The sequence below is a fragment of the Pseudomonas quebecensis genome, from assembly GCF_026410085.1.
GTDB lineage: Bacteria > Pseudomonadota > Gammaproteobacteria > Pseudomonadales > Pseudomonadaceae > Aquipseudomonas > Aquipseudomonas quebecensis.
This window is the reverse complement of record NZ_CP112866.1, coordinates 364,664-389,644: the sequence shown is the minus strand read 5'-3', so window position 1 is coordinate 389,644 and position 24,981 is coordinate 364,664. Positions and strand designations below refer to the sequence as shown.

General features: G+C 54.8%; 35 protein-coding genes. All 35 read right to left on the bottom strand.

The window, feature by feature from the left end; genetic code table 11:
- Positions 1 to 36 precede the first annotated feature (36 nt).
- The 35 genes from bfr to rpoC all read right to left on the bottom strand — a co-directional run bounded on the left by bfr (position 37) and on the right by rpoC (position 24,934).
- Positions 37 to 501, bottom strand: coding sequence for a bacterioferritin (gene bfr / locus OSC50_RS01890; RefSeq protein WP_003176400.1), 465 nt, complete (start codon positions 499 to 501; stop codon positions 37 to 39).
- A 155-nt stretch (positions 502 to 656) separates the two neighbouring features.
- Positions 657 to 2,105 carry a catalase gene (locus OSC50_RS01885; protein ID WP_181081307.1) on the bottom strand — a complete coding sequence of 483 codons (1,449 nt, stop codon included), beginning with the start codon at positions 2,103 to 2,105 and terminating at the stop codon, positions 657 to 659.
- Between the two features lie 233 nt (positions 2,106 to 2,338).
- Complete coding sequence (gene rplQ, locus OSC50_RS01880; RefSeq protein WP_003176402.1) at positions 2,339 to 2,725, bottom strand: 50S ribosomal protein L17; 387 nt, start codon at positions 2,723 to 2,725, stop codon at positions 2,339 to 2,341.
- 41 nt (positions 2,726 to 2,766) lie between these two features.
- Positions 2,767 to 3,768 (bottom strand): DNA-directed RNA polymerase subunit alpha, encoded by a 1,002-nt coding sequence (locus OSC50_RS01875; RefSeq protein ID WP_003176403.1) that lies wholly within the window; start codon positions 3,766 to 3,768, stop codon positions 2,767 to 2,769.
- Positions 3,769 to 3,790: 22 nt separating this feature from the next.
- Positions 3,791 to 4,411: a 30S ribosomal protein S4 gene (gene rpsD, locus OSC50_RS01870; RefSeq protein WP_003176404.1), complete on the bottom strand. Its 621-nt coding sequence runs from the start codon at positions 4,409 to 4,411 to the stop codon at positions 3,791 to 3,793.
- Positions 4,412 to 4,429: 18 nt separating this feature from the next.
- A complete protein-coding gene (rpsK, locus tag OSC50_RS01865) occupies positions 4,430 to 4,819 on the bottom strand; it encodes a 30S ribosomal protein S11 (protein WP_002555466.1) in 390 nt (129 codons plus the stop codon).
- Between the two features lie 30 nt (positions 4,820 to 4,849).
- On the bottom strand, positions 4,850 to 5,206 hold the full coding sequence (gene rpsM, locus OSC50_RS01860; protein WP_024077676.1) for a 30S ribosomal protein S13: 357 nt from the start codon (positions 5,204 to 5,206) through the stop codon (positions 4,850 to 4,852).
- A 129-nt stretch (positions 5,207 to 5,335) separates the two neighbouring features.
- Positions 5,336 to 5,452 carry a 50S ribosomal protein L36 gene (gene rpmJ, locus OSC50_RS01855; RefSeq protein WP_002555468.1) on the bottom strand — a complete coding sequence of 39 codons (117 nt, stop codon included), beginning with the start codon at positions 5,450 to 5,452 and terminating at the stop codon, positions 5,336 to 5,338.
- 27 nt (positions 5,453 to 5,479) lie between these two features.
- Complete coding sequence (secY, locus tag OSC50_RS01850; RefSeq protein WP_003176406.1) at positions 5,480 to 6,808, bottom strand: preprotein translocase subunit SecY; 1,329 nt, start codon at positions 6,806 to 6,808, stop codon at positions 5,480 to 5,482.
- Entirely contained in the window at positions 6,809 to 7,246 is a 438-nt protein-coding gene (rplO, locus tag OSC50_RS01845; RefSeq protein WP_016969471.1) for a 50S ribosomal protein L15, read from the bottom strand. It abuts the gene before it with no gap.
- A 3-nt stretch (positions 7,247 to 7,249) separates the two neighbouring features.
- Positions 7,250 to 7,426, bottom strand: coding sequence for a 50S ribosomal protein L30 (gene rpmD, locus OSC50_RS01840; protein ID WP_003176408.1), 177 nt, complete (start codon positions 7,424 to 7,426; stop codon positions 7,250 to 7,252).
- 2 nt (positions 7,427 to 7,428) lie between these two features.
- A complete protein-coding gene (gene rpsE / locus OSC50_RS01835; RefSeq protein WP_010566852.1) occupies positions 7,429 to 7,929 on the bottom strand; it encodes a 30S ribosomal protein S5 in 501 nt (166 codons plus the stop codon).
- A gap of 3 nt (positions 7,930 to 7,932) precedes the next feature.
- Positions 7,933 to 8,283: a 50S ribosomal protein L18 gene (gene rplR / locus OSC50_RS01830; RefSeq protein ID WP_003186037.1), complete on the bottom strand. Its 351-nt coding sequence runs from the start codon at positions 8,281 to 8,283 to the stop codon at positions 7,933 to 7,935.
- A 10-nt stretch (positions 8,284 to 8,293) separates the two neighbouring features.
- The gene (gene rplF / locus OSC50_RS01825; RefSeq protein WP_003176412.1) at positions 8,294 to 8,827 is read right to left on the bottom strand and encodes a 50S ribosomal protein L6; all 534 of its coding nucleotides are present in this window, start codon (positions 8,825 to 8,827) and stop codon (positions 8,294 to 8,296) included.
- Between the two features lie 12 nt (positions 8,828 to 8,839).
- Entirely contained in the window at positions 8,840 to 9,232 is a 393-nt protein-coding gene (gene rpsH, locus OSC50_RS01820) for a 30S ribosomal protein S8 (RefSeq protein ID WP_010566853.1), read from the bottom strand.
- Positions 9,233 to 9,440: 208 nt separating this feature from the next.
- Positions 9,441 to 9,746 (bottom strand): 30S ribosomal protein S14, encoded by a 306-nt coding sequence (gene rpsN / locus OSC50_RS01815; protein WP_003176414.1) that lies wholly within the window; start codon positions 9,744 to 9,746, stop codon positions 9,441 to 9,443.
- 13 nt (positions 9,747 to 9,759) lie between these two features.
- Positions 9,760 to 10,299 (bottom strand): 50S ribosomal protein L5, encoded by a 540-nt coding sequence (rplE, locus tag OSC50_RS01810; RefSeq protein ID WP_003194642.1) that lies wholly within the window; start codon positions 10,297 to 10,299, stop codon positions 9,760 to 9,762.
- 22 nt (positions 10,300 to 10,321) lie between these two features.
- A complete protein-coding gene (gene rplX / locus OSC50_RS01805) occupies positions 10,322 to 10,636 on the bottom strand; it encodes a 50S ribosomal protein L24 (RefSeq protein ID WP_007896770.1) in 315 nt (104 codons plus the stop codon).
- Between the two features lie 11 nt (positions 10,637 to 10,647).
- Positions 10,648 to 11,016, bottom strand: coding sequence for a 50S ribosomal protein L14 (rplN, locus tag OSC50_RS01800; protein ID WP_002555479.1), 369 nt, complete (start codon positions 11,014 to 11,016; stop codon positions 10,648 to 10,650).
- Between the two features lie 23 nt (positions 11,017 to 11,039).
- Positions 11,040 to 11,306, bottom strand: a complete 267-nt coding sequence (rpsQ, locus tag OSC50_RS01795; RefSeq protein WP_003176419.1) for a 30S ribosomal protein S17 — start codon at positions 11,304 to 11,306, stop codon at positions 11,040 to 11,042.
- A gap of 2 nt (positions 11,307 to 11,308) precedes the next feature.
- A complete protein-coding gene (gene rpmC / locus OSC50_RS01790) occupies positions 11,309 to 11,500 on the bottom strand; it encodes a 50S ribosomal protein L29 (protein ID WP_002555481.1) in 192 nt (63 codons plus the stop codon).
- The gene (rplP, locus tag OSC50_RS01785) at positions 11,500 to 11,913 is read right to left on the bottom strand and encodes a 50S ribosomal protein L16 (RefSeq protein WP_003176421.1); all 414 of its coding nucleotides are present in this window, start codon (positions 11,911 to 11,913) and stop codon (positions 11,500 to 11,502) included. Before rplP ends, rpmC begins: the two co-directional genes overlap by 1 nt.
- Before the next feature lie 12 nt (positions 11,914 to 11,925).
- The gene (rpsC, locus tag OSC50_RS01780) at positions 11,926 to 12,612 is read right to left on the bottom strand and encodes a 30S ribosomal protein S3 (RefSeq protein ID WP_003176422.1); all 687 of its coding nucleotides are present in this window, start codon (positions 12,610 to 12,612) and stop codon (positions 11,926 to 11,928) included.
- A 13-nt stretch (positions 12,613 to 12,625) separates the two neighbouring features.
- Entirely contained in the window at positions 12,626 to 12,958 is a 333-nt protein-coding gene (gene rplV / locus OSC50_RS01775) for a 50S ribosomal protein L22 (protein ID WP_003103908.1), read from the bottom strand.
- 11 nt (positions 12,959 to 12,969) lie between these two features.
- Positions 12,970 to 13,245 carry a 30S ribosomal protein S19 gene (rpsS, locus tag OSC50_RS01770; protein ID WP_002555486.1) on the bottom strand — a complete coding sequence of 92 codons (276 nt, stop codon included), beginning with the start codon at positions 13,243 to 13,245 and terminating at the stop codon, positions 12,970 to 12,972.
- 16 nt (positions 13,246 to 13,261) lie between these two features.
- Entirely contained in the window at positions 13,262 to 14,086 is an 825-nt protein-coding gene (rplB, locus tag OSC50_RS01765; protein ID WP_003186055.1) for a 50S ribosomal protein L2, read from the bottom strand.
- Positions 14,087 to 14,100: 14 nt separating this feature from the next.
- Positions 14,101 to 14,400 (bottom strand): 50S ribosomal protein L23, encoded by a 300-nt coding sequence (gene rplW, locus OSC50_RS01760; protein ID WP_002555488.1) that lies wholly within the window; start codon positions 14,398 to 14,400, stop codon positions 14,101 to 14,103.
- The gene (gene rplD, locus OSC50_RS01755; RefSeq protein WP_003176424.1) at positions 14,397 to 14,999 is read right to left on the bottom strand and encodes a 50S ribosomal protein L4; all 603 of its coding nucleotides are present in this window, start codon (positions 14,997 to 14,999) and stop codon (positions 14,397 to 14,399) included. The genes rplW and rplD overlap by 4 nt, the downstream gene beginning before the upstream one ends.
- Positions 15,000 to 15,011: 12 nt before the next feature.
- Positions 15,012 to 15,647 carry a 50S ribosomal protein L3 gene (gene rplC / locus OSC50_RS01750; RefSeq protein WP_003194649.1) on the bottom strand — a complete coding sequence of 212 codons (636 nt, stop codon included), beginning with the start codon at positions 15,645 to 15,647 and terminating at the stop codon, positions 15,012 to 15,014.
- Positions 15,648 to 15,728: 81 nt separating this feature from the next.
- The gene (gene rpsJ / locus OSC50_RS01745) at positions 15,729 to 16,040 is read right to left on the bottom strand and encodes a 30S ribosomal protein S10 (RefSeq protein ID WP_003186070.1); all 312 of its coding nucleotides are present in this window, start codon (positions 16,038 to 16,040) and stop codon (positions 15,729 to 15,731) included.
- A gap of 157 nt (positions 16,041 to 16,197) precedes the next feature.
- Positions 16,198 to 17,391 (bottom strand): elongation factor Tu, encoded by a 1,194-nt coding sequence (gene tuf / locus OSC50_RS01740; protein WP_008374172.1) that lies wholly within the window; start codon positions 17,389 to 17,391, stop codon positions 16,198 to 16,200.
- Positions 17,392 to 17,421: 30 nt separating this feature from the next.
- On the bottom strand, positions 17,422 to 19,527 hold the full coding sequence (gene fusA / locus OSC50_RS01735; protein WP_065909927.1) for an elongation factor G: 2,106 nt from the start codon (positions 19,525 to 19,527) through the stop codon (positions 17,422 to 17,424).
- Between the two features lie 30 nt (positions 19,528 to 19,557).
- The gene (rpsG, locus tag OSC50_RS01730; RefSeq protein ID WP_002555493.1) at positions 19,558 to 20,028 is read right to left on the bottom strand and encodes a 30S ribosomal protein S7; all 471 of its coding nucleotides are present in this window, start codon (positions 20,026 to 20,028) and stop codon (positions 19,558 to 19,560) included.
- Positions 20,029 to 20,146: 118 nt separating this feature from the next.
- Positions 20,147 to 20,518, bottom strand: coding sequence for a 30S ribosomal protein S12 (rpsL, locus tag OSC50_RS01725; protein WP_002555494.1), 372 nt, complete (start codon positions 20,516 to 20,518; stop codon positions 20,147 to 20,149).
- 216 nt (positions 20,519 to 20,734) lie between these two features.
- Positions 20,735 to 24,934, bottom strand: a complete 4,200-nt coding sequence (rpoC, locus tag OSC50_RS01720) for a DNA-directed RNA polymerase subunit beta' (RefSeq protein ID WP_010206924.1) — start codon at positions 24,932 to 24,934, stop codon at positions 20,735 to 20,737.
- Between the last annotated feature and the right edge of the window lie 47 nt (positions 24,935 to 24,981).

Here is a 24,981-nt window from a genome sequence, read left to right as displayed (position 1 = left end):
CTCATCGGTGGCAGGGGCTTTTTTTATAGCCGAGAATCAGAACTGCGATTGCAGGTAATTTTCCAGGCCAATCAACTTGATCAGGCCCAACTGCTTCTCCAGCCAGTAGGTGTGATCTTCTTCGGTATCGTTCAACTGTACACGCAGGATTTCCCGGGTGACGTAGTCGTTGTGCTGTTCGCACAACTCAATGCCCTTGCAGAGCGCGGCACGTACTTTGTACTCCAGGCGAAGGTCGGCCGCGAGCATGTCTGGTACGGTGGTCCCGACATCCAAGTCATCGGGGCGCATGCGTGGCGTGCCTTCGAGCATCAGGATACGGCGCATCAGCGCGTCGGCGTGTTGTGCCTCTTCTTCCATTTCGTGGTTGATACGCTCGTAGAGCTCGGTAAAGCCCCAGTCTTCGTACATGCGTGAATGGATGAAATATTGGTCACGAGCAGCCAGTTCGCCCGTCAGCAACGTGTTGAGGTAATCGATTACGTCGGGGTGACCTTGCATCGCCCTACATCTCCCTGCTTGAAAGTCTGTAGTTTGAACCATGCTGCGCCGAAGGTCACGGGACCAACGGCAGAAAAGCGAAGTTTTTCAGAGAAACCTAGCTGAAATAACGCAAAAACCGCCCAAATGAGGGCGGTTCTGCTTCTCGTTTAGAGTCAGTTAAGCGATACACCCAACGCCTTTGCGATTGCTTCTCCATAAGCGGGGTCCGCCTTGTAGAAGTGGTGCAGTTGACGCTGAACTACATCACTCGAAACCCCAGACATCGCACCGGCAATGTTGTTGATGAGCAGAGCTTTCTGCTCATCGTTCATCAGCCGGAACAGCGCACCGGCGTGGCTGTAGTAGTCGGTGTCTTCGCGATGATCGTAGCGGTCCGCCGCACCGCTCAATGCCAACGCGGGTTCAGCATATTGAGGCGCCTGTTTCGGCGCGTCGGAATAGCTGTTCGGTTCGTAGTTGGGAGCCGCCCCGCCATTACTACCGAAGGCCATGGAGCCGTCACGCTGGTAGCTATTCACCGGGCTGCGCGGCGCATTCACTGGCAGCTGCTGATGGTTGGTTCCGACACGGTAGCGGTGCGCATCTGCGTAGGCAAATACACGACCTTGCAGCATGCGGTCGGGCGACAAGCCCACACCCGGAACCATATTGCTTGGACCGAACGCAGCTTGCTCTACTTCAGCGAAGTAATTTTGCGGGTTACGGTTAAGCTCCAGTTCGCCGACTTCGATCAACGGAAACTCCTTTTGCGACCAGGTTTTAGTCACGTCGAAAGGGTTCTCGTAATGAACATTGGCTTGGGCTTCGGTCATGATCTGGATGCAGACGCGCCATTTCGGGAAGTCACCACGCTCGATTGCCCCGAACAGGTCACGCTGAGCGTAATCAGGATCAGTACCCGCTAAACGCGCGGCTTCTGCAGGCGTGAGGTTCTTGATGCCCTGCTTGGTCTTGTAGTGCCATTTGACCCAGTGCCGCTCACCCTGGGCGTTGATCAAGCTGTAGGTATGGCTACCGAAGCCATGCATGTGACGATAGCCATCAGGGATACCGCGGTCAGAGAACAAAATCGTGACCTGGTGCAGTGCTTCTGGAGAGTGCGACCAGAAGTCCCACATCATTTGCGCGCTTTTCAGATTGCTTTGCGGCAGGCGTTTTTGAGTATGGATAAAGTCTGGGAATTTCAGCGGGTCGCGAATGAAGAACACTGGCGTGTTGTTACCCACGATGTCCCAGTTGCCCTCTTCGGTATAGAACTTCAAGGCGAAACCGCGGGGGTCACGCTCAGTATCAGCCGAGCCACGCTCACCGCCCACAGTGGAGAAACGCAGGAAAGTCGGGGTCTGTTTGCCCACCGCTGAAAACAGCTTGGCACTGGTGTATTGAGTGATGTCGCGGGTCACAGTGAACGTGCCATATGCACCCGAGCCTTTAGCGTGGACGCGGCGTTCGGGAATGTTCTCACGGTTGAAGTGGGCGAGCTTCTCGATCAGATGAAAATCATCGAGCAACAATGGTCCGCGCGGGCCGGCGGAGCGGGAGTTCTGATTATCCGCAACGGGTGCACCACTGGCGGTGGTAAGGATTTTATTCTGGCTCATGCTCAATTTTCCTCAGGTCAGATGGAGCTGCCGGCTAATCGGCTTGGAGGAAGTATTGATCAACCACCTGACACCTACAAATTCATTAAATTGTAGACATCAATAGAAAATAACTACCAACAAGTTCCGATACGATAGTGCCAAGCGCTGCTGGAGGAAGCTTGTACATTCGCGCTTTTATCACGCCCACAAAAAACCGGGCAAGGCCCGGTTCTTCGTTACAGACTGTCGTCTTACTCGGCGCTTACAGCTTCGCCAGCAGTAGCACGATCAACCAACTCGACGTACGCCATAGGCGCGTTGTCGCCAGCGCGGAAACCGCACTTGAGGATGCGCAGGTAGCCACCCTCACGGGTAGCGTAGCGCTTGCCCAGGTCGTTGAAGAGCTTACCAACGATAGCTTTCGAACGAGTACGGTCGAAAGCCAGACGGCGGTTAGCCAGGCTGTCTGTCTTAGCCAAAGTGATCAGCGGCTCAGCAACGCGACGCAGTTCTTTAGCTTTCGGCAGTGTAGTTTTGATCAGCTCGTGCTCGAACAGCGACACCGCCATGTTTTGGAACATGGCCTTGCGGTGCGAGCTGGTACGGCTCAGGTGACGACCACTTTTACGATGACGCATGGTTCATTCCTTACCAAACTCACGTTCGGTGATTACGACGATCAGGCAGTCGCCTTGTCGTCCTTCTTAAGACTTGCAGGCGGCCAGTTGTCGAGGCGCATGCCGAGGGACAGACCGCGGGAGGCCAGAACGTCCTTGATTTCAGTCAAGGATTTCTTGCCCAGGTTCGGAGTCTTCAACAGTTCTACTTCGGTACGCTGAATCAGGTCGCCGATGTAGTAAATGTTTTCCGCCTTAAGGCAGTTAGCCGAACGTACAGTCAGTTCCAGATCGTCAACCGGGCGAAGCAGGATCGGATCGATCTCGTCTTCCTGCTCGATTACCACTGGTTCGCTGTCACCTTTGAGGTCGACGAACGCAGCCAACTGCTGTTGCAGAATGGTTGCAGCGCGGCGGATAGCCTCTTCAGGATCCAGGGTACCGTTGGTTTCCAGATCAATAACCAGCTTGTCCAGGTTAGTACGCTGCTCGACACGGGCGTTTTCCACCACGTATGCGATACGGCGAACCGGGCTGAACGAAGAGTCAAGCTGCAAGCGACCAATGCTGCGGCTTTCGTCTTCATCGCTCTGACGCGAGTCGGCCGGTTCATAACCACGACCACGAGCTACGGTGAGCTTCATGTTCAGGGCGCCGTTAGACGCCAGGTTAGCGATTACGTGATCGGGGTTAACGATCTCGACATCATGATCCAGCTGAATATCGGCAGCGGTAACCACCCCCGAACCCTTCTTCGACAAGGTCAGCGTAACTTCGTCACGGCCGTGCAGCTTGATAGCCAGACCTTTAAGGTTCAACAGGATTTCAATTACGTCTTCCTGTACACCTTCGATGGCGCTGTACTCGTGGAGCACACCGTCAATCTCGGCCTCGACTACTGCACAGCCGGGCATTGAGGACAACAGGATGCGGCGCAGCGCGTTGCCCAGGGTGTGGCCAAAACCACGCTCGAGAGGCTCGAGAGTGATCTTGGCGCGGGTTGGACTGACAACCTGCACATCAATATGGCGGGGTGTCAGGAACTCATTTACCGAAATCTGCATGGATGCACCTATTTTCTAGCCCTTACTTGGAGTAGAGCTCGACAATCAGGCTTTCGTTGATGTCGGCGGACAGATCACTGCGAGCTGGAACGTTCTTGAAAACGCCCGACTTCTTCTCAGTGTCTACTTCTACCCATTCTACGCGGCCACGTTGGGCACACAGATCGAGAGCTTGGACAATGCGAAGTTGGTTTTTAGCTTTCTCGCGAACTGCGACCACGTCACCAGCACGAACCTGGTAAGACGGAACGTTTACGGTCTGACCGTTAACGCTGATCGACTTGTGCGATACCAGCTGACGGGATTCGGCACGAGTCGAACCAAAGCCCATACGGTATACAACGTTGTCCAGACGGCATTCGAGCAGTTGCAGCAGGTTTTCACCGGTTGCACCTTTCTTGCCAGCAGCTTCTTTGTAGTAGCCGCTGAACTGACGCTCGAGAACGCCGTAGATACGACGGACCTTCTGCTTTTCACGCAGTTGGGTGCCGTAATCGGACTGGCGACCGCGGCGTTGGCCGTGGATGCCAGGTGCTGCTTCGATGTTGCACTTCGATTCGATCGCGCGCACGCCGCTCTTCAGGAAGAGATCGGTGCCCTCGCGACGAGCGAGTTTGCATTTTGGACCAATGTAACGAGCCATTCTTTACAATCTCCTGGATTACACGCGGCGCTTCTTCGGCGGACGGCACCCGTTGTGCGGGATTGGCGTCACGTCGGTGATGCTGGCGATCTTATAGCCACAGCCGTTCAAAGCACGGACAGCAGACTCACGACCCGGACCTGGACCTTTGACGTTAACGTCGAGGTTTTTCAGGCCGTATTCCAGCGCAGCTTGACCAGCACGTTCAGCAGCTACTTGAGCAGCAAACGGGGTGGACTTGCGGGAACCGCGGAAACCCGAACCACCGGAGGTAGCCCAAGAAAGCGCGTTACCTTGACGGTCGGTGATGGTCACGATGGTGTTGTTAAAAGAAGCATGGATGTGGGCGATGCCATCAACCACTGTCTTTTTAACTTTTTTACGAGGACGAGCAGCAGGTTTTGCCATGATAATTTTCCTGTCGATTCGCTGGGGCGATTACTTGCGGATCGGCTTACGCGGACCTTTACGGGTACGCGCGTTAGTCTTGGTACGCTGACCGCGTACTGGAAGACCACGACGATGACGCAGACCGCGATAGCAACCGAGGTCCATCAAACGCTTGATTTTCATGTTGATTTCGCGACGCAGGTCACCTTCAGTGGTGAACTTCGCCACTTCGCCACGCAGCAATTCAATCTGCTCGTCGCTCAGATCCTTGATCTTAGCGGCTGGGTTTACCCCAGCAACTGCGCAAATTTTCTGCGCAGTAGTGCGACCAACACCATAGATGTAGGTCAGCGAGATAACAGTGTGCTTGTTATCTGGAATGTTAACGCCTGCAATACGGGCCATTCAGTGGGACTCCAATTGACAGCTACCTACGCCCCGGAAGCCAAGAAATAGGGCGCGAGATAATATCGCTGTAATAACAAATAATCAACCCGGCAGCGCACTAGCTGCCGGGCTTCAAGCGGATCACACTCAGCCTTGGCGCTGTTTGTGACGCGGTTCCGCGCTGCAAATTACTCGAACAACACCTTCGCGGCGAATAATCTTGCAGTTACGGCACAGCTTTTTCACCGATGCACGAACTTTCATCACCAACTCCTCGAACCTTATGGGTACTCAGCGCAACATGCCGCTGCCGTAACCCTTCAGGTTGGCTTTCTTCATCAGGGATTCGTACTGGTGCGAAACGAGGTGCGATTGTACTTGGGACATGAAGTCCATCACAACCACGACCACGATCAGCAACGAGGTCCCGCCAAGGTAGAACGGAACGTTTGCTGCAACCACCAGGAACTGGGGCAACAGGCACACGGCCGTCATATATAGAGCACCGAACAGGGTCAAGCGAGTCAAAACGCCATCAATGTAGCGCGCAGACTGCTCACCTGGACGAATGCCCGGAATAAAGGCACCGGACTTCTTCAGGTTTTCCGCTACGTCTTTCGGATTGAACATCAACGCCGTATAGAAGAAGCAGAAGAAAATAATCCCTGCACTAAACAGCAGAATATTCAACGGCTGACCAGGAGCGATCGACTGAGAGAGGTCCTGTAGCCAGCCCATATTTTCAGACTGACCAAACCAGGTACCCAACGAAGCCGGAAACAGCAGAATGCTGCTCGCGAAAATTGCCGGAATAACACCGGCCATATTCACTTTCAGCGGCAAGTGGCTGGTCTGCGCAGCAAAGACCTTACGGCCCTGCTGACGCTTGGCGTAGTGAACAGCAATACGACGCTGACCACGCTCAATGAACACCACAAAACCGATAATCGCTACTGCCAGCAAACCGATGGCAACCAAGGCGAAGATATTGATATCACCCTGACGTGCAGACTCGAAAGACTGCCCAATCGCTCTCGGAAGACCGGCGACGATACCTGCGAAAATCAACATCGAGATACCGTTACCAACACCACGCTCAGTAATCTGCTCACCCAGCCACATCATGAACATTGCGCCAGCCACAAAAGTGGATACCGCAACGAAATGGAAGCCAAAGTCACCAGTGAACGCAACACCCTGCCCCGCCAGGCCAACGGACATGCCGATAGCTTGAACAAGGGCAAGGATAACAGTGCCGTAGCGGGTGTACTGGCTAATCTTGCGACGGCCAGCTTCACCTTCCTTCTTCAACTGCTCCAGCTGCGGGCTGACGGCGGTCATCAGTTGCATGATGATCGATGCCGAAATATACGGCATGATCCCCAGCGCAAAGATGCTCATCCGTTCCAGCGCGCCGCCGGAAAACATGTTGAACAAGCTAAGAATGGTCCCCTCATTCTGTCGAAACAGGTCTGCGAGTCGGTCCGGGTTGATACCTGGAACCGGGATGTGTGCGCCTATTCGGTAGACGATAATCGCCAGGAACAGAAAACGCAGACGAGCCCAGAGTTCAGACATACCGCCTTTGCCGAGCGCTGAGAGAGCACCTTGCTTAGCCATTTATTCCTCGAACTTGCCGCCAGCTGCTTCGATAGCCGAACGCGCACCTTTGGTGGCGCCGATTCCCTTGCCGATAGTGACAGCGCGAGTCACTTCACCGGACAGCATGATTTTCACACGCTGTACGTTGACGTTGATCACGTTGGCATCTTTCAGGGTCTGCAGAGTAACGATGTCGCCTTCCACTTTAGCCAGCTCGGACAGACGCACTTCTGCGCGATCCATAGCTTTCAGGGATACGAAACCGAACTTAGGCAGGCGACGATGCAGCGGCTGTTGACCGCCTTCAAAGCCTGGAGCGATGGTGCCACCGGAGCGGGAGGTTTGACCTTTGTGGCCACGGCCACCAGTCTTACCCAAACCGCTACCGATACCACGGCCCGGACGATGCTTTTCGCGACGGGAACCCGGCGCTGGACTCAGATCATTGAGTTTCATCGATTAACCCTCGACACGCAGCATGTAGTAAGCCTTGTTGATCATCCCGCGATTCTCGGGAGTATCCTGGACTTCTACAGTGTGACCGATGCGACGCAGACCCAGACCCTTAACACACAGTTTGTGGTTAGGGATGCGGCCGGTCATGCTTTTGATCAGCGTTACTTTAACGGTAGCCATGATCAGAAAATCTCCTGGACGCTTTTGCCACGCTTGGCGGCAATGGATTCAGGGGACTGCATAGCTTTCAAACCTTTGAAAGTGGCGTGAACCACGTTTACCGGGTTAGTCGAGCCGTAGCACTTGGCCAGAACGTTCTGAACGCCAGCAACTTCGAGGACCGCACGCATAGCGCCGCCAGCGATGATACCGGTACCTTCAGAAGCAGGCTGCATGTACACCTTCGAAGCGCCATGGGCGGACTTCATGGCGTATTGCAGGGTGGTGCCGTTCAGATCAACTTGGATCATGTTGCGACGAGCAGCTTCCATTGCCTTCTGGATCGCAGCAGGCACTTCACGCGACTTGCCACGGCCGAAGCCAACACGCCCTTTACCATCACCAACCACGGTCAACGCGGTGAAAGTGAAGATACGGCCGCCTTTAACGGTTTTGGCTACGCGGTTAACTTGAACCAGCTTCTCAATGTAGCCTTCGTCGCGCTTTTGGTCGTTATTTGACATAACTTAGAACTCCAGCCCAGCTTCACGAGCAGCATCAGCCAACGCTTTAACGCGGCCGTGGTACTTGAAGCCAGAGCGGTCGAAAGCCACTTGCGAGACGCCAGCGGCCTTAGCACGCGTAGCGACCAGCTGGCCAACCTTTGTGGCCGCGTCGATGTTGCCAGTGGCACCATCACGCAGTTCTTTATCCAAAGTCGAGGCGCTTGCCAGGACTTTGTTGCCGTCGGCCGAGATGACCTGGGCGTAGATGTGCTGCGACGAGCGGAACACGCAGAGACGCACGACTTCGAGTTCGTGCATTTTCAGGCGTGCTTTGCGAGCGCGACGCAGTCGAGTAACTTTTTTGTCGGTCATTTGCTATGCCCTACTTCTTCTTGGCTTCTTTACGACGGACGACTTCGTCCGCGTAGCGCACACCTTTGCCTTTGTACGGCTCTGGTGGACGGAAGTCGCGGATCTCAGCAGCCACTTGACCTACCAGTTGCTTATCGATGCCCTTGATCAGGATATCGGTCTGGCTAGGAGTCTCAGCGGTGATGCCTTCCGGCAGTTCGTAATCCACTGGGTGCGAGAAGCCAAGGGCCAGGTTCAAAACCGTGCCTTTTGCTTGCGCTTTGTAACCAACACCGACCAGCTGGAGCTTACGCTCGAAGCCTTGGCTTACGCCTTGGACCATGTTGTTTACCAACGCACGCGTGGTACCGGCCATTGCGCGAGTTTGTTGATCGCCATTGCGAGCAGCGAAACGCAGCTCACCAGCCTCTTCAACGATCTCAACGGACGAATGGATGTTCAGTTCAAGAGTGCCCTTGGCACCCTTCACCGAAAGCTGTTGGCCTGCGAATTTGACTTCGACACCGGCTGGCAGCTTAACGGGGTTCTTAGCGACGCGAGACATGCTTATCCCCCCTTAGAACACAGTGCAAAGAACTTCGCCGCCGACACCGGCAGCGCGCGCAGCACGATCCGTCATCACACCTTTGTTGGTGGAGACGATAGACACGCCCAGACCGCCACGAACTTTCGGCAGATCTTCAGCGGACTTGTACTGACGCAGGCCTGGACGGCTAACGCGCTTCACTTCCTCGATGACCGAACGGCCTTCGAAGTACTTCAGCTCGATGGACAGCAGTGGCTTGGTTTCGCTGCTGATCTGATAACCCGCAATGTAGCCTTCGTCTTTCAGGACTTTGGCAACAGCTACCTTCAACTTGGAAGATGGCATGCTTACGACGGACTTTTCAGCCATCTGGGCATTACGGATACGAGTTAGCATGTCCGCTAACGGGTCCTGCATACTCATGGGCTAGACGCTCCTAATACAAAAAAATTAGCCTTGCGGCTACATATGTCGCCGAGAATCTCCGAGCATAGAAAACACGGGCTCAGGCGAGCCGGGTATTCTAGACACACTCCGGAAATGAAACAAGCCCCAAAAGGGGCTTGTTCCAGATTCAAGGTCACCGGCGGTCAGTATCTTGCGACACCAATCGCCCGGACTCTGAAAGTACTTACCAGCTGGCTTTAACCAGACCTGGTACGTCGCCACGCATTGCCGCTTCACGCAGTTTGTTACGGCCGAGGCCGAACTTGCGGTAAACGCCGTGTGGACGACCGGTCAGGCGGCAGCGGTTACGCATGCGCGAAGCGCTTGCGTCACGTGGCTGCTTCTGCAGGGCAACTGTAGCTTCCCAACGCGCTTCTGGACTTGCGTTCAGATCAACGATGATCGCTTTCAGTGCTGCACGCTTCTTGGCGTACTTGGCAACCGTGAGCTGACGCTTCAGCTCGCGGTTTTTCATGCTCATCTTGGCCATGGTCCTACTCCAATCAGTTGCGGAACGGGAATTTGAAAGCACGCAGCAGGGCGCGACCTTCATCATCGTTCTTGGCAGTGGTGGTCAGGGTGATGTCCAGACCGCGGAGAGCATCGATCTTGTCGTAGTCGATTTCCGGGAAGATGATCTGCTCTTTCACGCCCATGCTGTAGTTACCACGACCATCGAAGGACTTGGCATTCAGGCCGCGGAAGTCGCGGACCCGAGGCAGGGAGATCGACAGCAGACGATCCAGGAATTCGTACATACGCTCACGGCGCAGAGTTACCTTGACGCCGATCGGCCAACCTTCACGGACTTTAAAGCCAGCGATGGATTTGCGAGCGTAGGTCACGACGACTTTTTGGCCGGTGATCTTTTCCAGGTCAGCAACAGCGTGCTCGATGACTTTTTTGTCGCCGATCGCTTCGCCCAGACCCATGTTCAGGGTGATTTTGGTAACGCGCGGAACTTCCATCACGTTCCCGAGCTTAAGTTCTTCCTTAAGCTTGGGGGCGATTTCCTTCCGGTAAATCTCTTGTAGTCGTGCCATGGTCTTATCTACCTAGCAGTGTTCAAGCATCAACCGCTTTTTGGGTCGACTTGAAGACACGAATTTTCTTACCGTCTTCTACTTTGAAACCAACACGATCAGCCTTGTTGGTTTCGCCGTTGAAGATGGCGACGTTAGAAGCGTGCAATGGCGCTTCTTTCTCGACGATACCGCCCTGTACGCCCGACATCGGGTTAGGCTTGGTATGACGCTTGACCAGGTTCAAACCACCAACGACCAGACGGTCGTCAGCGAGAACCTTCAGCACCTTACCGCGCTTACCTTTGTCTTTGCCGGCGATCACGATGATCTCGTCGTCACGACGAATCTTTTGCATGTCGGATCTCCTTACAGCACTTCTGGGGCGAGCGAGACGATCTTCATGAACTTCTCAGTACGAAGTTCACGGGTCACTGGCCCAAAGATACGGGTGCCGATCGGCTCTTGCTTGTTGTTCAGAAGAACAGCAGCGTTGCCATCAAAGCGGATAATGGAGCCATCTGCACGGCGTACGCCGTGACGAGTGCGGACTACAACAGCAGTCATCACTTGGCCTTTTTTCACCTTACCGCGAGGAATTGCTTCCTTCACGGTAACTTTGATGATGTCACCGATACCAGCGTAACGACGATGGGAGCCACCCAGCACCTTGATGCACATAACACGGCGAGCGCCGCTGTTATCGGCCACATCGAGCATGGATTGAGTCTGAATCATATAATTTCTCCGACCCCTAGTCCTTAGACTTCCACAGCGCGTTCGAGAACATCAACCAGCGCCCAAGACTTGGTCTTGGCCAGCGGACGAGTTTCACGAATAGTGACTTTGTCGCCGATGTGGCACTGATTGGTTTCGTCGTGCGCGTGCAGCTTAGTCGAACGCTTAACATATTTACCGTAGATCGGGTGCTTAACGCGACGCTCGATCAAAACGGTGATGGTTTTGTCCATCTTGTCGCTGACAACACGGCCAGTCAGCGTACGGACAGTCTTTTCGGCTTCAGCCATGATCACTTACCTGCCTGCTGGTTGAGCACAGTCTTCACGCGAGCGATGTCACGCTTAACTTGCGAGAGCAGATGAGACTGCCCCAACTGGCCAGTTGCTTTCTGCATGCGCAGATTGAACTGGTCGCGCAGCAAGCCGAGCAGTTGCTCGTTCAGCTGCTGTGCGGATTTTTCACGAAGTTCATTCGCTTTCATCACATCACCGTCCGTTTAACAAAGGAGGTGGCGAGCGGCAGCTTTGCAGCAGCCAGGGCGAAAGCCTCACGCGCCAGCTCTTCAGAAACACCCTCGATTTCATACAGGACTTTGCCTGGCTGAATCTGGGCTACCCAGTATTCCACGTTACCCTTACCTTTACCCATCCGCACTTCGAGAGGCTTCTTGGAGATCGGCTTGTCCGGGAATACACGGATCCAGATCTTGCCGCCACGTTTTACGTGACGGGTCAGAGCACGACGCGCTGACTCGATCTGACGAGCGGTGAGACGACCACGAGCTACAGACTTCAGCGCGAACTCGCCGAAGCTGACTTTGCTACCGCGCTGAGCCAGACCACGGTTGTGGCCTGTCATCTGCTTGCGGAACTTCGTACGCTTAGGTTGCAACATTTGGCGTACCCCTTACTTAGCAGCTTTTTTACGAGGCGCTGGTGCTTGTGGTTTCAGTTCTTCTTGGCGACCACCAATTACTTCGCCTTTGAAGATCCAAACCTTTACACCGATCACACCGTAAGTGGTGTGAGCTTCGTAGTTGGCATAGTCGATGTCGGCACGCAGGGTGTGCAGTGGCACACGACCTTCGCGATACCATTCAGTACGTGCGATTTCAGCACCGCCGAGACGACCGCTCACTTGGATTTTGATGCCTTTGGCACCAATGCGCATGGCGTTCTGTACGGCGCGCTTCATAGCGCGACGGAACATTACGCGACGCTCCAGCTGCTGAGCTACGCTCTGCGCAACCAGCATACCGTCGAGCTCCGGCTTGCGGATCTCTTCGATATTGATGTGCACAGGCACACCCATTTGCTTGGTCAGGTCCTGACGCAGTTTCTCAACATCTTCACCTTTCTTCCCGATAACGATACCTGGACGAGCGGTGTGGATGGTGATACGTGCAGTTTGCGCCGGACGATGGATATCGATACGGCTTACGGACGCGCTTTTTAGTTTGTCTTGGAGATACTCACGCACCTTCAGATCAGCGAACAAGTAGTCCGCATAAGTCCGACCGTCTGCGTACCAGACGGAGGTGTGCTCCTTGACGATTCCCAGGCGAATGCCAATGGGATGTACTTTCTGACCCATCTCTTCGACTCCGTTACTTGTCAGCAACCTTGACAGTGATATGGCAAGACCGCTTGACGATGCGATCAGCACGGCCTTTGGCACGTGGCATGATGCGCTTCAGCGAACGCCCTTCGTTGACGAAAACGGTGCTGACTTTAAGGTCATCAACGTCTGCGCCTTCGTTATGCTCGGCGTTGGCTACGGCCGACTCCAGCACTTTCTTCATGATCTCGGCGGCTTTCTTACTGCTGAAAGCCAACAGGTTGAGCGCTTCGCCCACCTTCTTCCCGCGGATCTGGTCGGCGACCAAGCGGGCTTTCTGGGCGGAGATTCGAGCGCCCGACAACTTAGCGGCTACTTCCATTTCCTTACCCCTTAACGCTTGGCTTTCTTGTCTGCCACGTGCCCACGATAAGTGCGGGTACCGGCAAACTCGCCTAGTTTGTGGCCGACCATGTCTTCGTTAACGAGAACGGGGACGTGTTGACGACCGTTGTGTACTGCGATGGTCAAACCGACCATTTGTGGCAGGATCATCGAACGACGCGACCAGGTCTTAACTGGTTTGCGATCGTTCTTTTCCGCCGCCACTTCGATCTTCTTCAGTAGGTGAAGATCAATAAAAGGACCTTTTTTCAGAGAACGTGGCACTGTCGTATCCCTCTATTTACTTGCGACGACGGACGATCATTTTGTCGGTACGCTTATTACCACGAGTCTTCGCGCCCTTAGTCGGGAAGCCCCATGGCGATACCGGATGACGACCACCAGAGGTACGACCTTCACCACCACCGTGTGGGTGGTCAACCGGGTTCATGGCAACACCACGAACGGTTGGGCGAACGCCACGCCAGCGTTTGGCACCAGCTTTACCCAGCGAACGCAGGCTGTGCTCGGAGTTCGAGACTTCGCCCAGGGTCGCACGGCATTCAGCCAATACTTTACGCATCTCACCAGAACGCAGACGCAGGGTCACGTAGACACCTTCACGAGCGATCAGCTGAGCCGAAGCACCAGCGGAACGAGCGATTTGCGCGCCTTTACCTGGCTTCAATTCGATGCCGTGTACGGTGCTACCAACTGGAATGTTACGCAGCTGCAAAGCGTTGCCCGGCTTGATCGGTGCCAAAGCACCTGCGATCAGCTGGTCGCCAGCGCTCACGCCTTTAGGGGCGATGATGTAGCGACGCTCGCCATCTGCGTAAAGCAGCAGAGCGATGTGAGCAGTACGGTTTGGATCGTATTCGATACGCTCGACAGTGGCAGCGATGCCATCTTTGTCGTTGCGACGGAAGTCGACCAGACGATAATGCTGCTTATGGCCACCACCGATGTGACGAGTGGTAATACGACCATTGTTGTTACGACCACCAGACTTCGATTTCTTCTCGAGCAGCGGTGCGTGAGGAGCGCCTTTATGCAGCTCCTGGTTGACCACCTTGACCACAAAACGGCGGCCAGGGGAAGTCGGTTTGCATTTAACGATTGCCATGATGCACCCCTTCCTTACTCAGCACTGCTGCTGAAATCGAGATCTTGGCCTGGCTGAAGGGAGATAACTGCCTTCTTCCAGTCATTACGCTTGCCCAGACCGCGAGCAGTGCGCTTGCTCTTACCCAGAACATTCAGGGTAGTAACACGCTCTACTTTCACGCTGAACAGGCTTTCGACGGCCTTCTTGATTTCCAGCTTGGTTGCGTCAGTTGCAACCTTGAAAACGAACTGGCCTTTCTTGTCAGCCAGAACCGTAGCCTTTTCGGAAACGTGCGGGCCAAGCAGAACTTTAAATACGCGTTCCTGGTTCATCCCAGCAGCTCCTCGAATTTCTTCACGGCCGACACGGTGATCAACACCTTGTCGTATGCGATCAGACTAACTGGATCGGAACCTTGCACGTCACGTACATCAACGTGTGGCAGGTTGCGAGCAGCCAGGTACAGGTTCTGATCAACAGCTTCAGACACGATCAAAACGTCGGTCAGGCTCATGTTGTTCAGTTTGCCCAGCAGATCTTTGGTTTTTGGACTTTCAACAGCGAAGTCCTGAACCACGACCAGGCGATCAGTACGCACGAGTTCAGCAAGGATGGAGCGCAGAGCTGCGCGATACATCTTCTTGTTGAGCTTCTGAGAGTGATCCTGCGGACGAGCTGCAAAAGTGGTACCGCCGCCGCGCCAGATTGGGCTACGGATAGTACCGGCACGAGCACGGCCAGTACCTTTCTGACGCCAAGGGCGCTTACCGCCACCACGAACGTCGGAACGGGTCTTTTGCTGCTTGCTACCTTGACGGCCGCCGGCCATGTAGGCCACGACTGCTTGGTGAACCAGCGTCTCGTTGAATTCGCCGCCAAATGTCAGTTCGGAAACTTCGATCGCTTGAGCGTCATTTACATTTAATTGCATGTCAGCTTCCCCTTAACCGCGAGCCTTGGCCGCTGGACGTACAACCAGGTTGCCGCCAGTAGCGCCAGGAACAGCACCCTTGACCAACAACAGATTGCGTTCAGCGTCGACGCGCACTACTTCGAGGGACTGCACGGTCACGCGCTCAGCGCCCATATGACCGGACATTTTCTTGCCCTTGAATACACGACCAGGAGTCTGGCACTGGCCAATAGAGCCCGGGACGCGGTGGGAGACGGAGTTACCGTGAGTGTTGTCTTGGCCACGGAAATTCCAACGCTTGATCGTACCCTGGAAGCCTTTACCTTTGGACTGACCGGTTACATCAACCAGTTGACCAGCGGCGAAGATTTCAGCGTTGATCAGATCGCCAGCCTGGTAGTCGCCGTCTTCAAGACGGAACTCCATAACAGTGCGACCAGCTGCAACGTTTGCTTTTGCGAAGTGACCTGCTTGAGCAGCAGTCACGCGCGAAGCACGACGCTCGCCGACAGTGACTTGCACTGCACGATAGCCATCGGTTTCTTCAGTTTTGAACTGGGTGACGCGATTCGGCTCGATCTCAATGACCGTGACCGGAATGGAGACACCTTCTTCGGTGAAAATACGGGTCATACCGCATTTACGACCGACTACACCAATAGTCATGTTGTAAACCTCATGAGTGTACGGGGCTTTCACCCGCTATGGCCGCCCATTTCAGAGCGTTACACGACTAAGACCCAAGTCTTAGCCGAGGCTGATCTGTACTTCCACACCGGCCGCCAGATCGAGCTTCATAAGTGCATCAACGGTTTTATCCGTTGGCTGGACGATGTCCAGTACGCGCTTATGAGTACGGATCTCGTACTGGTCACGCGCGTCTTTGTTGACGTGCGGGGAGACCAGAACGGTGAACCGCTCTTTACGGGTAGGCAGTGGAATTGGACCACGCACTTGAGCACCAGTACGTTTCGCGGTTTCCACGATTTCCTGGGTGGATTGGTCGATCAGGCGATGGTCAAAAGCCTTCAACCTGATACGGATTTGCTGATTTTGCATTGGATTTCAGACTCCGGCTGCTATTCCCACCGAGCGCAATACGCCCGTTAAAAGGAGGCGCAATTCTATAGACGGCCCCGATAGGTGTCAACCCAATAAAAAAGCCCCCGCTGAGCGGGGGCTTTTTCAAAACATCCAAGCTAACTCAAGAAAGAGCTTACTCGATGATTTTAGCTACAACACCAGCACCAACGGTACGGCCGCCTTCACGGATAGCGAAGCGCAGACCGTCTTCCATAGCGATGGTTTTGATCAGGGTAACAGTCATTTGAATGTTATCGCCTGGCATTACCATTTCTACGCCTTCTGGCAATTCGCAGTTACCGGTCACGTCAGTAGTACGGAAGTAGAACTGTGGACGGTAGCCTTTGAAGAACGGAGTGTGACGACCGCCTTCTTCCTTGCTCAGAACGTAAACTTCTGCGGTGAACTTGGTGTGCGGCTTAACCGAACCTGGCTTAACCAGAACCTGGCCACGCTCAACGTCGTCACGCTTGGTACCACGCAGCAGAACGCCGCAGTTCTCGCCAGCACGACCTTCGTCGAGCAGCTTACGGAACATTTCAACACCGGTGCAGGTGGTGACGGTGGTGTCACGCAGACCAACGATTTCCAGTGGATCCTGAACGCGAACGATACCGCGCTCGATACGACCAGTCACAACAGTACCGCGACCGGAGATCGAGAATACGTCTTCGATTGGCATCAGGAACGGCTTGTCGGTCAGACGAACTGGTTCTGGGATGTAGGTATCCAGAGTTTCAACCAGCTTACGAACGGCAGTGGTGCCCATTTCGTTGTCGTCTTTGCCTTCCAGAGCCATACGAGCAGAACCGATGATGATCGGAGTGTCGTCGCCTGGGAAGTCGTAAGTGCTCAGCAGATCGCGCACTTCCATCTCAACCAGTTCCAGCAGCTCAGCGTCGTCTACCAGGTCAGCCTTGTTCAGGAAAACCACGATGTACGGAACGCCTACCTGACGGGACAGCAGGATGTGCTCACGGGTTTGTGGCATCGGACCATCAGCGGCCGAGCAAACCAGGATCGCGCCGTCCATCTGGGCAGCACCGGTGATCATGTTCTTCACATAGTCAGCGTGACCTGGGCAGTCAACGTGAGCGTAGTGACGAATAGTCGAGTTGTACTCAACGTGCGCGGTGTTGATGGTGATACCACGAGCTTTTTCTTCTGGAGCGCTGTCGATCTTGTCGAATTCAACTACGGCCGAACCGAAAACTTCGGAGCAGACGCGAGTCAGAGCAGCGGTCAGAGTGGTTTTACCGTGGTCAACGTGGCCGATGGTGCCAACGTTTACGTGCGGTAGGGAACGATCAAATTTTTCTTTAGCCACGACAATTAACTCCTTGCCTAAAGGACTGAATCAGCCTTGTTTTTTGGATACAGTTTCAGCGATGTGCGCCGGAGCTGTGTTGTATTTTTTGAATTCCATAGAGTAGCTTGCGCGACCCTGAGACATGGAACGAACGTCGGTCGCATAACCGAACATCTCGCCCAACGGAACCTCGGCGCGAATCACTTTGCCGGAAACCGTATCTTCCATACCCAAGATCATGCCGCGACGACGGTTAAGGTCGCCCATGACATCACCCATATAGTCTTCAGGTGTAACAACTTCTACCGCCATGATTGGCTCAAGCAACTCACCACCGCCCTTCTGGGCCAGTTGCTTGGTTGCCATGGAAGCAGCCACCTTAAACGCCATCTCGTTGGAGTCGACGTCGTGGTAAGAACCGTCAAAAACGGTTGCTTTCAGGCCGATCAGCGGATAGCCGGCAACAACACCGTTCTTCATCTGCTCCTCGATACCCTTCTGGATAGCAGGGATGTATTCCTTAGGAACAACACCACCTACTACTTCGTTCACGAATTGCAGACCTTCCTGACCTTCGTCAGCAGGAGCAAAACGGATCCAGCAGTGACCGAATTGACCACGACCGCCGGACTGACGAACGAATTTGCCTTCGATTTCACAGTTCTTCGTGATGCGCTCACGATAGGAAACCTGAGGCTTACCGATGTTGGCTTCGACGTTGAACTCACGGCGCATCCGGTCTACCAGGATGTCCAGGTGCAGCTCGCCCATGCCGGAGATGATCGTTTGACCAGTCTCTTCATCAGTCTTGACGCGGAAAGATGGATCTTCCTGAGCAAGCTTGCCCAGAGCGATACCCATTTTTTCCTGGTCATCCTTGGTCTTAGGCTCAACGGCAACCGAAATAACCGGCTCCGGGAAGTCCATGCGAACCAGGATGATTGGCTTAGCAGCGTCGCACAAAGTCTCACCAGTGGTGACGTCCTTCATGCCGATCAGGGCCGCGATGTCGCCAGCGCGTACTTCCTTGATCTCTTCGCGAGCGTTTGCGTGCATCTGCACCATACGGCCCACGCGCTCTTTCTTACCTTTAACCGAGTTGATCACGCCGTCGCCGGATGCCAACACGCCCGAGTAAACGCGGACGAAGGTCAAAGTACCCACGAATGGGTCGGTAGCGATCTTGAACGCCAGAGCCGAGAACGGCTCGCTGTCATCGGCGTGACGCTCCATCTCTTCTTCCTCGTTATCAGGGTTGGTACCCTTGATAGCAGGAATGTCGGTTGGAGCAGGCAGGTAGTCGATAACGGCGTCGAGAACCAGGGGAACGCCCTTGTTCTTGAACGAAGAACCACAAACAGCCAGGACGATCTCGCCAGCAATAGTACGCTGACGCAGAGCGGCCTTGATTTCCGCGTTGGTGAGTTCTTCACCTTCGAGGTATTTGTTCATCAGCTCTTCGCTGGCTTCGGCAGCAGCCTCGACCATGTTATTGCGCCATTCATCAGCCAGTTCCTGCAGTTCAGCAGGGATAGGCTTACGAACAGGAACCATGCCCTTGTCGGCATCATTCCAGTAGACAGCTTCCATGTTGATCAGATCAATCTGACCCTGGAAGTTATCTTCGGAACCGATAGCCAACTGGATCGGCACCGGAGTGTGACCCAGACGCTGCTTGATCTGGCCGATCACGCGCAGGAAGTTGGCACCAGCACGGTCCATCTTGTTTACGTAAACAAGACGCGGCACGCCGTATTTGTTGGCTTGACGCCATACGGTTTCCGACTGAGGCTCAACACCCGAAGTACCGCAGAACACAACGACAGCGCCGTCGAGTACGCGCAGGGAACGTTCAACTTCAATGGTGAAGTCCACGTGGCCCGGGGTATCGATTACGTTGAAGCGATGCTCGTCTTTGTACTGCTTCTCGGAACCTTTCCAGAAGGCGGTAATGGCAGCAGAAGTAATGGTAATACCACGCTCCTGCTCCTGAACCATCCAGTCTGTGGTCGCGGCGCCGTCATGCACCTCGCCCATTTTGTGACTTTTGCCGGTGTAAAACAGCACGCGCTCGGTGGTGGTGGTTTTACCAGCATCCACGTGAGCGACGATACCGATGTTACGGTAGCGGCTAATCGGAGTAGTACGAGCCATAAAGCCCTCGCAAAATTAGTGAAGCTAAAATTAGAAGCGGTAGTGCGAGAAAGCTTTGTTAGCTTCAGCCATACGGTGCACGTCTTCACGCTTCTTAACAGCAGCACCTTTACCTTCAGCAGCGTCCAACAGTTCGCCGGCCAAACGCAGAGCCATAGACTTCTCGCCGCGCTTACGGGCGAAGTCTACCAACCAGCGCATTGCCAGAGCGTTACGACGGGACGGACGAACTTCAACCGGAACCTGGTAAGTAGCACCGCCTACACGGCGCGACTTCACTTCGACCAGCGGAGCGATGGCGTCGAGAGCTTTCTCGAAGATTTCCAGGGGGTCGCTGTTCTTGCGTTCTTTAACCTTTTCCAGCGCGCCATAAACGATACGCTCGGCAACGGCTTTCTTGCCGCTTTCCATTACGTGGTTCATGAACTTGGCCAGAATTTGGCTTCCGTATTTTGGATCGTCAAGCACTTCGCGCTTGGCTGCTACGCGTCTTCTTGGCATGGATAAGCCCTCAAACGGTCTTCAGGTTCGCTCGGAATCGGTGCCCTTTCGGGACGCCTCCGACCTTACTCTTATCGACTCAGAAAATAAGATGATTCAGGTTTACAAAAAGCCGCTACTACTTAGGCTTCTTGGTACCGTACTTCGAACGACCCTGGTTACGACCTTTAACGCCGGAAGTATCCAAGGAACCGCGTACGGTGTGGTAACGGACACCTGGCAAGTCTTTTACACGACCGCCGCGGATCAGTACCACGCTGTGCTCTTGCAGGTTGTGGCCTTCACCGCCGATGTACGAGGAAACCTCGAAACCGTTGGTCAGACGCACACGGCATACTTTACGCAGTGCCGAGTTAGGTTTTTTCGGCGTGGTGGTATACACACGAGTGCATACGCCACGACGTTGCGGGCAGTTCTGCAGCGCAGGCACGTCGGATTTCTCGACGATACGCTTACGCGGCTGACGTACCAGCTGGTTGATAGTTGCCATCTACTAGCTCCACTGTTGTCTTGCGACGCTATTGTCTTGCAAGAAAAGCAAAATGGCAGGAACGAATTCCCGCCAAATTTAGGGGTACAAGAGTCTAAAGAGGATCTTGTCCCCAGTCAAGGCAAGGCCCCGACCTCTCCGCCCATCGAACCGGAGCAAAATTGCTTCGATCCGACGAACGGAGCGGCCAGGGCCCGGACTTATCTATCGCAGAACTCAGTTACCGCTTGAGTTCAGCGCTTCGGTCAGTGCAGCTTCCACTTCACTGGCGCTTACGCGCAACGGCTTGTCAGCATCACGGCGACGCTTACGTTCGCTGTGATAAGCCAAACCGGTACCAGCCGGGATCAGACGACCCACGACCACGTTCTCTTTCAGGCCGCGCAGGTAATCGCGCTTGCCGGTTACCGCTGCTTCGGTCAGTACGCGAGTGGTCTCCTGGAAGGAGGCCGCCGAGATGAACGACTCAGTGGACAACGACGCCTTAGTGATACCCAGCAACACACGGGTAAACTTGGAGACAAACTTGTCTTCCGCTGCAAGGCGCTCGTTTTCTACCAGTACGTGAGTCAATTCCATCTGGTCGCCCTTGATGAAACTCGAATCGCCGGATTCAGCGATTTCAACTTTACGCAGCATCTGACGCAGGATGGTCTCGATGTGCTTATCGTTGATCTTCACACCCTGCAGACGGTAAACGTCCTGGATCTCGTTAACGATGTACTTGGCCAGCGCACTCACACCCAGCAGACGCAGGATGTCGTGTGGGTCGCTTGGACCGTCAGAGATAACTTCGCCGCGGTTTACCTGTTCGCCTTCGAAGACGTTGAGGTGACGCCACTTCGGAATCAGCTCTTCGTACGGATCACTACCGTCGTTCGGAGTAATGACCAGACGGCGCTTGCCTTTGGTCTCTTTACCGAACGCGATGGTGCCGCTGACTTCAGCCAGAATCGACGCTTCCTTCGGACGACGAGCTTCGAACAAGTCGGCAACACGCGGCAGACCACCGGTGATGTCACGGGTCTTCGAAGTCTCTTGCGGGATACGCGCGATAACGTCACCGATGGCGATCTTCGCACCATCCGCTACACCGACAAGGGCGTTGGCTGGCAGGAAGTACTGAGCGATTACGTCAGTGCCTGGCAGCAACAGATCCTTACCGTTGTCATCGACCATCTTCACGGCAGGACGGATGTCTTTACCGGCAGCTGGACGATCCTTCGCGTCGAGGACTTCAATGTTGGTCATACCGGTCAATTCGTCAGTCTGACGCTTGATCGTGATGCCTTCTTCCATGCCCACGTAGGTCACGGTACCTTTCATTTCGGTAACGATTGGGTGAGTGTGCGGATCCCACTTGGCCACGATTGCGCCAGCGTCGACCTTGTCACCCTCTTTAACCGAAATCACAGCACCGTACGGCAGCTTGTAACGCTCACGCTCACGACCGTAGTCATCAGCAATCGCCAGCTCACCGGAACGGGACACAGCGACCAGATGGCCATCCACTCGCTCAACGTGCTTGAGGTTGTGCAGACGGACGGTACCGCCATTCTTCACCTGAACGCTGTCAGCCGCGGAGGTCCGGCTTGCCGCACCACCGATGTGGAACGTACGCATGGTCAGCTGAGTACCCGGCTCACCGATGGACTGGGCAGCGATAACGCCGACCGCTTCACCGATGTTCACCTGGTGACCACGAGCCAAGTCACGGCCGTAGCACTTGGCGCAAATGCCGTAGCGGGTTTCGCAGCTGATCGGCGAGCGAACAATCACTTCGTCGATGCTGTTGAGCTCGATGAACTCAACCCACTTCTCGTCAACCAGGGTGCCGGCAGGAACGATAACTTCCTCGGTGCCTGGTTTGAATACGTCGCGGGCAATGACACGACCCAATACGCGCTCACCCAGCGGCTCTACAACGTCGCCGCCTTCAATGTGCGGAGTCATCAGCAGGCCGTGCTCGGTGCCGCAATCGATCTCGGTAACCACCAGATCTTGTGCAACGTCTACCAGACGACGGGTCAGGTAACCGGAGTTAGCGGTTTTCAACGCGGTATCCGCCAGACCTTTACGAGCACCGTGAGTCGAGATGAAGTACTGAAGTACGCTCAACCCTTCACGGAAGTTCGCGGTAATCGGCGTTTCGATGATGGAACCGTCCGGCTTGGCCATCAGACCACGCATACCGGCGAGCTGACGGATCTGCGCAGCAGAACCCCGTGCGCCCGAGTCGGCCATCATGTACATCGAGTTGAAGGACTCTTGGTCAACTTCGTCGCCGTGACGGTCGATGACTTTCTCTTTCGAGAGGTTGGCCATCATCGCCTTGGAAACTTCATCGTTGGCCTTGGACCAAAGGTCGATCACCTTGTTGTACTTCTCGCCCTGGGTTACCAGGCCGGAGGCGTACTGGCTTTCGATCTCTTTCACTTCGTCGGTGGCTGCACCGATGATGCGGGCTTTTTCATCCGGGATAACGAAGTCGTTAACACCGATGGAAACGCCGGAAATGGTCGAATAAGCAAAACCGGTGTACATCAACTGGTCAGCGAAGATCACGGTCTCTTTCAAACCAACCACGCGGTAGCACTGGTTGATCAGCTTGGAGATCGCCTTTTTCTTCATTGGCAGGTTGACGACATCGTACGACAGGCCTTTTGGCACAACCTGATACAACAGCGCACGGCCGACAGTGGTGTCGACGATACGGGTGTTGGTCACGCTGCCGCCATCACGGTCGTTGACGGTTTCGTTGATCCGCACTTTAACCTTGGCGTGCAGTGCGGCTTCGCCGGCACGGAACACACGGTCAACTTCCTGCAGGTCAGCGAACACACGACCTTCGCCTTTGGCGTTGATCGCTTCACGAGTCATGTAGTACAGACCCAATACAACGTCCTGCGACGGAACGATGATTGGCTCACCGTTGGCTGGCGACAGAATGTTGTTGGTCGACATCATCAACGCACGCGCTTCCAGCTGGGCTTCCAGGGTCAGCGGTACGTGCACGGCCATTTGGTCGCCGTCGAAGTCGGCGTTGTACGCAGCACAGACCAGAGGGTGCAGCTGGATAGCCTTACCTTCGATCAGCACCGGTTCAAACGCCTGGATACCCAGACGGTGAAGGGTCGGTGCACGGTTGAGGAGAACCGGGTGTTCGCGAATCACTTCAGCGAGAACGTCCCAAACCTCTGGCAGTTCGCGCTCGACCATTTTCTTGGCCGCTTTGATGGTGGTTGCGAGGCCGCGCATTTCCAGCTTGCCGAAGATGAACGGCTTGAATAGTTCAAGCGCCATTTTCTTAGGCAGACCGCACTGGTGCAGACGCAGGGTCGGGCCTACGGTAATTACCGAACGACCGGAGTAGTCAACACGCTTACCGAGCAAGTTCTGACGGAAACGACCTTGCTTACCCTTGATCATGTCAGCCAGGGATTTCAGAGGACGCTTGTTCGAACCGGTGATAGCGCGGCCACGACGACCGTTGTCGAGCAGAGCATCGACGGCCTCTTGCAACATACGCTTTTCGTTGCGCACGATGATGTCAGGAGCGGACAGATCAAGCAGGCGCTTCAAGCGGTTGTTACGGTTGATCACGCGGCGGTACAGGTCGTTGAGGTCGGACGTCGCGAAACGACCACCATCCAACGGTACCAGCGGACGCAGATCCGGCGGCAGAACCGGCAGAACGGTCAGCACCATCCACTCTGGCAAGTTGCCGGAACCCTGGAAGGCTTCCATCAACTTCAGACGCTTGGACAGTTTCTTGATTTTGGTTTCGGAGTTGGTTTGCGGAATTTCTTCGCGCAGGCGGCCAATCTCGTGCTCCAGGTCGATAGCGTGCAGGAGTTCGCGCACAGCTTCGGCGCCCATGCGGGCATCGAAATCGTCGCCGAACTCTTCCAGCGCTTCGAAGTATTGCTCATCGTTCAGCAGCTGACCCTTTTCAAGGGTGGTCATACCCGGATCGATAACGACATAGCTCTCGAAGTAGAGAACGCGCTCGATATCACGCAGGGTCATGTCCATCAGCAAGCCGATACGGGACGGCAGCGATTTCAGGAACCAGATGTGGGCAACCGGCGAAGCCAGCTCGATGTGCGCCATGCGCTCACGACGAACCTTGGCCAGCGCAACTTCAACGCCGCACTTCTCGCAGATCACACCACGGTGCTTCAAGCGCTTGTACTTACCGCACAGGCACTCGTAATCCTTTACCGGGCCAAAGATCTTGGCGCAGAACAGGCCGTCACGCTCAGGTTTGAACGTACGGTAGTTAATGGTTTCCGGCTTTTTAACTTCACCGAACGACCACGAACGGATCATCTCAGGCGATGCCAACCCAATACGGATGGCGTCGAACTCTTCGACTTGACCCTGGTTTTTCAGCAAATTCAGTAGGTCTTTCAAGGCCTTTCCTCCTGGCGGAGCAGAGAGCGGGCATCACTGCCCCGCTC